The organism is Rhodospirillales bacterium RIFCSPLOWO2_02_FULL_58_16, from assembly GCA_001830425.1.
In the GTDB taxonomy this organism is placed as follows: domain Bacteria; phylum Pseudomonadota; class Alphaproteobacteria; order Rhodospirillales; family 2-02-FULL-58-16; genus 2-02-FULL-58-16.
Map to the genome: position 1 here is coordinate 1 of MIAA01000022.1, position 8,869 is coordinate 8,869.

Genomic DNA, 8,869 nt, shown 5'->3' on the forward strand with positions numbered 1-8,869 from the left:
GGCAAGGGCCTTGATCTCGCCATACCATCCCCGCGCGGCGTCATGGTCTGATGCCGCGAGGTAGTTGATGAGATTGACGGCGGCCATTGACCATAAGATGGCGGTCGGTTCGTTTACGTCGGCCGGGAGCGTGGCAAGGGGGAGGAAAGCCTCATGGCGGGGAAAGTCTTGTGCAGTTCGGTCCAGGAATACGGCCATGCCGAAAGGGTCTAACCGCCATGCAAGATCGCGCATGGATTCCAGACGTTTGTCCAGGACACTGGTTGGGTCCAACCGGTTAAGCGTGAACAGTTCCCCCAGGATATCGGGTTCCAGCGGCGCCAGACGTTCTGTGGCGTCTCTGCCCGATAGTATCCGGTAGCGGCCGGCGTCGAAGTCGGCGAGGAGGTCCTTGCCTTGGGAAAGATCGTTCAGGTCAGTAAGCTTGATGCCGCCGCACATCGTCGCCAGGGCAAGAAGTTTTTTGTCGTTTTCCGTTATTCCCGCCGGGACCCAGAACCTTTCTTCCTCCCGTCCGAGCACTTCTTTGATCAAGTCTTCCTTGGCCAGCCAGAACTGGGTGCGTCGCTTGCCGTTGACCACGGCGTCCGCCATCAGGGCGGCGAACAGGGGGCGGCCTTCGGGGTCCATTTCGCGCAGGACAGGCAGCAACTTCGCCGCTTGTTGCGTTGTCAGTCCGAGAGTTTGCATGACGCGGCGCGTTCCATCATCGGAAAGGCCGCTTAGGGTCATGTGGGTGTCGTGGCGGTCTTTATCGGTTTGTCCGCGCTCGCTATGGCCGCTCCCACGCAGCTTGTCTAGCCACCAGTCGCCGGCGTCGCGCTCCAGAAGCAGCAGGCGGACCGGGAAGGGGAATTGGTCGGCCCTGTTGCTGAGATTTCGGATGGATTGTCCCAGTTCCTGGGAACGCTCATGGCCCGAGGCATAGTCCGCGACCATCAGGGTCGGCTCATCCGGGATCCAGTTATCGATATCGCGGATGGAATGTTCGTAGGGCAGGAACCCTACCCGCCATGAACCGCCCCGTTTCAGACAAAAATCAAGCGCCAGTCGGCTCTTGCCGAATCCGGCCGAACCACAAACCAGCCACCAACGAAACGGGGCATCATGGTCGAGAAACCCCTCCAGACGCATCATCTCGTCTTTGCGTCCGATAAGAGGGACTTTTCTGGCGCCGTAGAAGAAGCGGTTCAGGCCGCTATTCTCGTCTTCGGACAGGCTCAGGAACAGCTTCGGCTGAGGCGCCAGCCGCTTGATCAACGTGCCGACGGCATTTCGTAGGTCTTTCTTACTTGCCAGGGCTTCGAGAGAATCTTTCAGGGATTCGGTCAACGACCTGACGAAGGCCGCGTCATGGGGCGGGTGGCTTTTATCGGCGATGGTTTTGATTTCGCCCTTCAGGTGCGCCGCGAACTTATCGAGGTTCTTCTCCAGCTTTTTGTAGTACGGCAGATGGCGAAGGCGGTTCTTGACGACATCGCTCGCGAAGACGCCGCCTTTTTTGGCGGCCCATTCCGTCAGTTGCGCCATACCCCTGACGAGGAGTTTGCCTATCCCCCTGGGAATGGCAAGCTCATGGTACAGATAGTCAGCCATCGCCCGCGACAGATCGGCGTCCCCTAGATACTTGGCAAGGCCGTCATCGGCGATCTTCGATACGGCTCCGTCGAGCGAATCATTTCCGGAATTATCATTCATCAGGCCAGAATACATGAATTGCGTCGCGATAGCCAATCTTAATTCCCGCATAAGATGCCGACTTCATGCTTTTCAGACAACGCGGCGCGCAGCGGGACGGAAAAATGCAAAGTCGGTTTTGTTGACGCTTCGGCGCCGTGGGCGCATACTCGCCGATTGTGTATCCGCAAGCCCATATATCGATGTATTTTCAACAATGAACGCAACGAAATCAATGCCGCGCCCGGACGCGCAAGACGACGATCTGGCATCCGCCCGACGGGTGCTGAGGCTGGAGGCGAAAGGGATCGAGGCCATGGCGGCGGGCCTCGACGGCCGCTTTGCCGAGGCTCTTGACCTGATTGAGGGAATGAGCGGGCATCTGGTTATCGCCGGCATGGGCAAGAGCGGACATATCGCCCGCAAAATCGCCGCCACCCTGGCTTCCACAGGCACGCCGGCCATTTTTGTTCACCCGGCGGAGGCCAGCCACGGCGATCTGGGGATGATCCGCAAGGGCGATGCGGTTATCGCCCTGTCCAATTCGGGCGAGACCTCTGAACTTGCCGATCTGGTGGCCTATACAAGACGCTTCGAGATTTCACTGATCGCCGTCACCGGCAACGCCGCCAGCACCCTTGCCAGGGCGGCGGACGTGGTGCTGGCGTTGCCCGCCGTCACCGAGGCCTGTCCGCTGGGACTGGCGCCGACCACCTCGACCACGGTGATGCTGGCCCTCGGCGACGCCATCGCCGTCGCTCTGCTGGAGCGCAGGGGGTTCTCGCCGGATGACTTTCATGTTTTTCATCCCGGCGGCAAACTGGGCAATGTGCTGCTCAAGGTGGCCGACATCATGCACGCCGGCGATGAAATGCCGTTGGTGGACGGCGCGATGGTCATGGCGGATGTCCTGCTGGTGATGACCAACAAGAAATTCGGCTGCGTCGGCGTCATCAACGGGAAAGGCCTGCTTGAAGGGGTGGTCACCGACGGCGATCTGCGCCGCCACATGAGTCCCGATCTTCTTGAGCGCAAGGCTTCAGAGGTGATGACGTGCGGCGGCAAAAACATCCGCCCCGACGCCTTGGCCAGCGAGGCGGTGCGGATCATGAACACCGGCAAGATCACCAACCTGTTCGTCGTCGAGGACGGACGGCCCGTAGGCATCATCCACATCCATGACTGCCTTCGCGCCGGGGTGGCGTGAGGCCCGGCATCGTGGACCCCGGCGCCGAAGCTGAAACAGATCGTATTAAATCGGCCGTGAACGGCAAGCTGCGCCGCCGCTATAGCCACGGGTACAGCCGCTTTGTCAGCGCCATGAAGTTCATTCTGCCGGCGGTGGCCTTTTTGCTGATTGTGCTGGTCGTGGCGTGGCCCTATCTGAAGGCCCAGCACAGCCGGTTCCGCCTGGGGTTCACCGATATAAAGCTGGAAGACGGCGATGACCCGGCCATGTTGAATCCCCGCTATTTAGGCACCGACAAAAGTTCCCAGCCCTATTCCATTACCGCCGATCTGGCCAAGAACCTGTTGAAGGAAAGCGCCTCGGTGGAGTTGGAGATGCCCAAGGCCGACATCACGCTGGAAGACGGCTCATGGCTGGTCCTGACCGCCGAGACCGGTGTTTATGGACGCGGGGAGAAGACCCTGATATTAGTCGGAGCGGTTAATCTGTTCCACGATTCAGGATATGAATTCCGCACCGATGAAGCCCAAATCGACCTCAATGAAGGAATTGCCTACGGCAAGTCGCCGGTGGAAGGCCAGGGGCCGTTCGGCGATTTGCAGGGGGAGGGCTTCCGCCTCGCCAGGGGGGGCAAGACCATCTATTTTACCGGCAAGTCCAGGCTTGTCATTTATCCCGGTATAGGCAAGCCGCCCGCCGGGAAAGGTTGAATTTATGAAACGCGCCGTTATCGCCGGAATATTCGTTGCCGTTGTTCTGTCGCCGATCATGGCGCCGGGGGGGCGTCCGGCGTCCGCCCAAAGTCTCAATTTCAGCAGCGGCGGGTCGGATGTTCCGATCGAGATTTTTGCCGAGAACGGAATCGAGTGGCAGCAGGAAGAACTTATCTTTTTGGCCAGGGGCAATGCCCGCGCCGTGCGCGGCGAGGTGGAAGTGCGGGCCGACTTGCTGCGCGCCTATTACCGCAGGAGCGAAACCGGGGCCACGGTGATTACCAGACTTGACGCGGAGGGCAACGTGAAAATTATCACGCCCGGCGAGAAAGCCTACGGCAACAAGGGAATCTACGATATCGAGAACGCTGTCCTGGTTCTCAGCGGCGGCAAGGTGCGCTATGTCACCGCAAATGATGAAATCACCGCCGATAACCAGATCGAATATTGGGAAAAGAAACAAATGGCGGTGGCTCGCGGCAACGCCGTCGCCACGCACGAGGGCAAGCGGTTGCGGGCCGACGTGATGGCCGCTTATTTCCGCAACAACGAAAAAGGCAAAAGCTCGGTCTATCGCGTCGAGGCCTTCGATAATGTCCGGATCGACACCGACAAGGATCAGGCCGCTTCCGACCGCGCCGTCTACAATGTGGAAAGTGGTATCGCTACTCTGACCGGATCGGTTAAGATTATCCGCGAGCAGAATGAACTTAACGGATGTTCCGCCGAGGTGAACCTGAACACCGGAATCAGCAAGTTGTTCAGTTGCCCTTCGGCGGTTCAGGGCGGCGAGCGCGTGCGTGGTTTTCTGAAACCTAACAGCGGAAAGAAAAAGTAAACTGTTCCATGGATAACCAGAAGCCGCTTTCTCCCGGCAAGAATGACAGCAGCGGACGCCGGGTAAGTTCTGAAAGGCGTTTCGGCGACGGGGCGCACTTGGCGGATTCGATGGGATTTGATCAAACGGACGGCGCGCCGAGGCTGGTGTCCGACAGCACTCCGGGGCTTGTCGCTTCTAATCTGGGCAAGCGTTTCAAGAAGCGCCCTGTGGTGCGCGGCGTCTCGATTTCGATAGGCCGGGGCGAAGTAGTCGGTCTTCTTGGTCCCAACGGCGCCGGCAAGACGACCTGCTTCTATCTGATCACCGGACTTATCCCTCCTGATTACGGGTCGGTTTTCCTTGACGGCAACGATATTACCGACCTGCCTATGTACAGGCGCGCCAGATTGGGCATCGGCTATCTTCCCCAGGAAGCCTCCATTTTTCGCGGCCTGACCGTGGAGAGCAATATCCGCGCCGTTCTCGAAGTGGTGGAAAGCTCAAGGGATCGCCGCGAGGCGATCCTAGAGTCCCTGCTCGGCGAATTCTCGATCAGTCACTTGCGGCGCACTCCGGCGCTGGCTTTATCCGGCGGCGAACGCCGGCGCGTTGAGATTGCCCGCACCCTGGCCTCAAATCCTCATTTCATTCTGCTTGATGAACCCTTCGCCGGTATCGATCCTATCGCCGTCGGCGACATCCGTGATCTGGTCGCCCATCTCAAGCACCGGGGTATCGGCGTTCTGATCACTGATCATAACGTCAGGGAAACCATGGACGTCGTTGATCGCGCCTACATTATTCATGACGGCATGATGCTGATGGAAGGCCTCCCTGCCGACATTATCGGTAATGAGGATGTCAGGCGCGTGTATCTGGGCGAACGGTTTAGCCTTTAGGGTCTAAAATGGCGCTGACCCCCCGCCTTGAACTGCGTCAGTCCCAATCGCTGGTGATGACGCCGCAGTTGCAGCAGGCCATCAAGCTGTTGCAGTTCTCCAACATTGAGCTTGCCGAGTATGTGGAGCAGGAGCTGGAGCAGAACCCGCTTCTTGAGCGCGGCGACGACGACTACGGCATTGACGGCGGGACCGACGACGCCTTCCGGGAAGATGTCGGGGAGGCGGAGGACGCTCCTCTGCGGACCATGGACCTGAGCGCTTCGGACGTCTCGCAGATGCCGGACGACGCCGCTCTGGACATGGACTACAACACTCACCGGGATAACGATTGCCCCTCCGACGCTGAAGGAGATTTCAGTCAAGGCGCCGGTTTAGGCAATTCCTCCTTCGCCGAGTGGGGCCGGCGCGGCGGCGGCGGAGGCCTTGACGAAGATTCGGCAAATCTGGAGGAGACGCTGGCCGGCAAGATGTCGTTGCGCGATCATCTGACCGGTCAATTGACGATGGGGGTGAACGATCAGGCGGATCGGATGATCGGCCTGCATTTGATCGACTCGCTGGATGACGCCGGATACATCGGCGCCGACCTGTCGCCGGTGACGGAAGCTTTGAACTGCCCCCTTGAGCGGGTAGAGAAGGTTCTGGCCAAGCTTCAGCAGTTCGACCCGCCCGGAATTTTTGCCCGCAGTCTCAGCGAGTGTCTGGCTCTTCAGTTGCAGGACAAGAACCGGCTGGACCCGGCGATGGCGGCGCTGCTCGACAATCTGGACCTGCTGGCCAAGCGGGACATGGCGGCCCTGATCAAGGTTTGCGGCGTCAATGCCGAGGATATCGCCGACATGCTGGCCGAGATCAGGGCGCTGGACCCCAAGCCGGCGCTGAGGTTTGACAGCGTGATCATGCAACCGATCATTCCCGACGTCATTATGAGGGCAAAATCGCAGGGAGGGTGGTTGATTGAACTGAACGCCGACACCCTGCCGCGAGTCCTGGTCAATAATAGTTATCACGCCCATATCAAGGGCGCCGTCCGCAGCAAGGAGGACAAGCAGTACATTACCGAATGCGCGCAATCCGCCAACTGGCTGGTGAAGTCCCTTCACCAGCGGGCCTCCACCATCCTTAAGACGGCAACCGAGATCGTGCGCCGACAAGACGGTTTTTTCGTTCACGGCGTAGGCAGCTTGAGGCCGTTGGTGCTGCGCGACATCGCCGAAGAGATCGAAATGCACGAAAGCACCGTCAGCCGCGTTACTTCCAACAAGTATATAGCCACCCCGCGAGGCATCTACGAACTGAAGTATTTTTTCACGCCGGCGATTGCCTCTTCGTCCGGCGGCGAATCTCATTCTGCGGAATCGGTTCGTCACCGCATCAGGATTCTGATAGACGAAGAGCCGCCCTCTAAAATTTTGTCTGATGACAAATTAGTAGCCGTCCTGAAGAACGAGGGCATCGATATTGCCCGCCGCACCGTGGCAAAATACAGGGAGGCGATGGGCATAGCGTCTTCAGTGCAGCGCCGTCACGAGAAGGCGTCTTGCTTCTGAATTCCGGCGTATGTCGCGTGAATGTTGACACCGGGGCTTATGACAACTAACTTCCCGACCTTCGTCGGCCATGGATATGGATTCTTGGCTGCAGGTGTTGTATTGTTGCCTGAACTGATCGACAAAAACTTCACGATCAACAGTATTGGAGCCTCATACAGGAGGATGGCTTTTTTTCATGGAAATATCCGTCAAAGGCAAGAACGTAGACATCGGCGACTCATTGCGCAGTCACGCCGAAGATAATTTGAATGCAAACGTCAGGAAATATTTCGACAAAGCGCTCGACGCAAGCGTGGTTTTTTCCCGCCAGTCTCATCTGTTTCGCGTCGATATCTCGGTTCACGCGGGACGCGACATTCTGGTGCAGGGCAGCGCCTCGACCGATGACGCATATGCCGCTTTCGACGGCGCCCTGGCGCGCATTTCAAAACAGTTGAGGCGTTACAAGCGTCGTCTGTGCGGCCACAAGGGCCGGGACAACGATGAGAGGACGCTGGCTCAATATGCCATCATCGCCAAGGAAGATGAGAACGAGGAGGTCGGCGAAGAAGCCCAGCCCGTCATCGTCGCCGAGATGTCCCATGAAATCTCCACCATTACCGTCGGCGAGGCGGTCATGCGCATGGACCTGATCGATTCGCCGGTAATGATGTTCCGCAACAAGGCCCACGGCGGACTTAACGTGGTTTATCGCCGTAACGACGGCAATGTCGGTTGGATCGATCCCAGCAACACTTTGTAGGAGCCGGGACAGGAAGCGACCATGGAGATTACTGATTTCGTCAGCACGGAAAGCGTTATCTCCAACTTGCGCGCCACCAGCAAGAAACAAGCCTTGCAGGACCTTGCCAAGCGCGCCGCCGCCATTACCGGATTGCACGAACGCGCCATCTTCGACGTTCTTATGGAGCGTGAGAAACTAGGCTCTACCGGCGTCGGCAACGGCATCGCCATTCCTCACGGCAAGCTGCCCGGCCTGGAACGTCTTCACGGTCTGTTTGCCCGGCTGGAACGGCCCGTCGATTTTCATTCCGTTGATGAACAGCCGGTAGACCTGATTTTCCTGTTGTTGGCGCCTGAATCGGCAGGAGCCGATCATCTCAAGGCGCTGGCCAGGGCGTCCAGATTGCTGCGCGACAAGTCGATGTGCGCAAAGCTGCGCGGAACCGACAGCGCGGAAGCCCTTTACGCCCTTCTGACCGAGCATCAGGAATCTCACGCCGTTTAGCGGTTATTTTGTTTTTACGTCTACAGGCTTCCGGTTCTTGGCCTTTGTTCTTCCCTTCTCGATCTTGATGATGCGCACTTCAGGCTCCGGGTTTTGTTGATAGAGATCAATGTTCAGAAGTCCGTCTTCCAGGAACGCGCCTTTGATCTCGATGCCGTCGGCCAACAGAAAAGTGCGCTGAAACCGGCGTTCGGCGAGGCCCCGGTGCAGGAACACCCGATGCGGATCGTTCTCCTTGGCGCGGCCTCGGATGACAAGCTGATTGTTCTCCAGCGAGGCGCCCAGATCATCCGATGAGAATCCGGCCACCGCCACCGTGATCCGCAGACTGTTTTCTCCCGTTTGCTCGATATTGTAAGGCGGATAGCCGTCCGGCGATGCCTTGGACAGACGTTCAAGGACATTTTCGAAGTGGTCAAAGCCCAGCATGAACGGGCTGTTGAAGACGGGTGGGCGAGACATGGCGTTTTCCTCTTGCTTTTCCCTCCTTACCAAGGAGGGGCAGGGGAGGTTGCTGCAACGACCCCCTCTAACTCCCCCTTGAAGCAAGGGGGAGGGTTTTTCAGAGTCATTTCTTACGGCCACTGGTATTTGCGATTGTTAATATCGGCAACTCGCCGCCGACCGTCAAGGGGAGGAGGAATTATGTCCCCGTAATTCCGCCGCACCAACGTCGCCAGATGCGCCGGTAGGCGGCGTCAACCGCCCCGGCGTAGGCTTTCGAATCGCCGACCGGGGAAGCGGCCAGGCGGCGGCGCAATGATGTTCTCAATCGGGCCAGGGCGGC

The 8,869-nt window shown here is 58.5% G+C and carries 8 protein-coding genes and 2 pseudogenes (1 of these 10 cut by a window edge); 7 read left to right on the forward strand and 3 right to left on the reverse strand.

Annotation, left to right across the window (positions count from 1 at the left end):
• Positions 1-1,749: pseudogene (locus tag A3H92_03955) on the reverse strand (hypothetical protein).
• Positions 1,750-1,912: 163 nt separating this feature from the next.
• Here A3H92_03955 and A3H92_03960 point away from each other — a divergent pair.
• From A3H92_03960 to A3H92_03990, 7 genes are all read left to right on the forward strand, one after another.
• Positions 1,913-2,884: a D-arabinose 5-phosphate gene (locus A3H92_03960; GenBank protein ID OHC75148.1), complete on the forward strand. Its 972-nt coding sequence runs from the start codon at positions 1,913-1,915 to the stop codon at positions 2,882-2,884.
• An 11-nt stretch (positions 2,885-2,895) separates the two neighbouring features.
• On the forward strand, positions 2,896-3,576 hold the full coding sequence (locus tag A3H92_03965) for a hypothetical protein (protein OHC75172.1): 681 nt from the start codon (positions 2,896-2,898) through the stop codon (positions 3,574-3,576).
• Between the two features lie 4 nt (positions 3,577-3,580).
• Positions 3,581-4,417, forward strand: a complete 837-nt coding sequence (locus A3H92_03970; GenBank protein OHC75149.1) for a hypothetical protein — start codon at positions 3,581-3,583, stop codon at positions 4,415-4,417.
• 110 nt (positions 4,418-4,527) lie between these two features.
• Positions 4,528-5,298 (forward strand): LPS export ABC transporter ATP-binding protein, encoded by a 771-nt coding sequence (locus tag A3H92_03975; protein ID OHC75173.1) that lies wholly within the window; start codon positions 4,528-4,530, stop codon positions 5,296-5,298.
• 8 nt (positions 5,299-5,306) lie between these two features.
• Positions 5,307-6,851, forward strand: a complete 1,545-nt coding sequence (locus A3H92_03980) for an RNA polymerase sigma-54 factor (protein OHC75150.1) — start codon at positions 5,307-5,309, stop codon at positions 6,849-6,851.
• Positions 6,852-7,029: 178 nt separating this feature from the next.
• Positions 7,030-7,596, forward strand: coding sequence for a ribosomal subunit interface protein (locus A3H92_03985; GenBank protein OHC75151.1), 567 nt, complete (start codon positions 7,030-7,032; stop codon positions 7,594-7,596).
• A 21-nt stretch (positions 7,597-7,617) separates the two neighbouring features.
• Positions 7,618-8,082 carry a PTS IIA-like nitrogen-regulatory protein PtsN gene (locus A3H92_03990; GenBank protein OHC75152.1) on the forward strand — a complete coding sequence of 155 codons (465 nt, stop codon included), beginning with the start codon at positions 7,618-7,620 and terminating at the stop codon, positions 8,080-8,082.
• A 3-nt stretch (positions 8,083-8,085) separates the two neighbouring features.
• Here A3H92_03990 and A3H92_03995 read toward each other — a convergent pair whose 3' ends face one another.
• Together A3H92_03995 and A3H92_04000 are read right to left on the reverse strand one after the other, a co-directional pair.
• Positions 8,086-8,544: a heat-shock protein Hsp20 gene (locus A3H92_03995; protein ID OHC75153.1), complete on the reverse strand. Its 459-nt coding sequence runs from the start codon at positions 8,542-8,544 to the stop codon at positions 8,086-8,088.
• A 181-nt stretch (positions 8,545-8,725) separates the two neighbouring features.
• Positions 8,726-8,869, reverse strand: a pseudogene (locus A3H92_04000) (hypothetical protein) (it continues 1,743 nt past the right edge of the window).

What these genes read in the sequence shown, in the direction of transcription:
- A3H92_03960 (OHC75148.1), top strand. Translation starts at nt 1,913, where the DNA reads ATGCCGCGCCCGGACGCGCAAGACGACGATCTGGCATCCGCCCGACGG.
- A3H92_03970 (OHC75149.1), top strand. Translation starts at nt 3,581, where the DNA reads ATGAAACGCGCCGTTATCGCCGGAATATTCGTTGCCGTTGTTCTGTCG.
- A3H92_03975 (OHC75173.1), top strand. Translation starts at nt 4,528, where the DNA reads ATGGGATTTGATCAAACGGACGGCGCGCCGAGGCTGGTGTCCGACAGC.
- A3H92_03980 (OHC75150.1), top strand. Translation starts at nt 5,307, where the DNA reads ATGGCGCTGACCCCCCGCCTTGAACTGCGTCAGTCCCAATCGCTGGTG.
- A3H92_03985 (OHC75151.1), top strand. Translation starts at nt 7,030, where the DNA reads ATGGAAATATCCGTCAAAGGCAAGAACGTAGACATCGGCGACTCATTG.
- A3H92_03990 (OHC75152.1), top strand. Translation starts at nt 7,618, where the DNA reads ATGGAGATTACTGATTTCGTCAGCACGGAAAGCGTTATCTCCAACTTG.
- A3H92_03995 (OHC75153.1), bottom strand. Translation starts at nt 8,544, where the DNA reads ATGTCTCGCCCACCCGTCTTCAACAGCCCGTTCATGCTGGGCTTTGAC.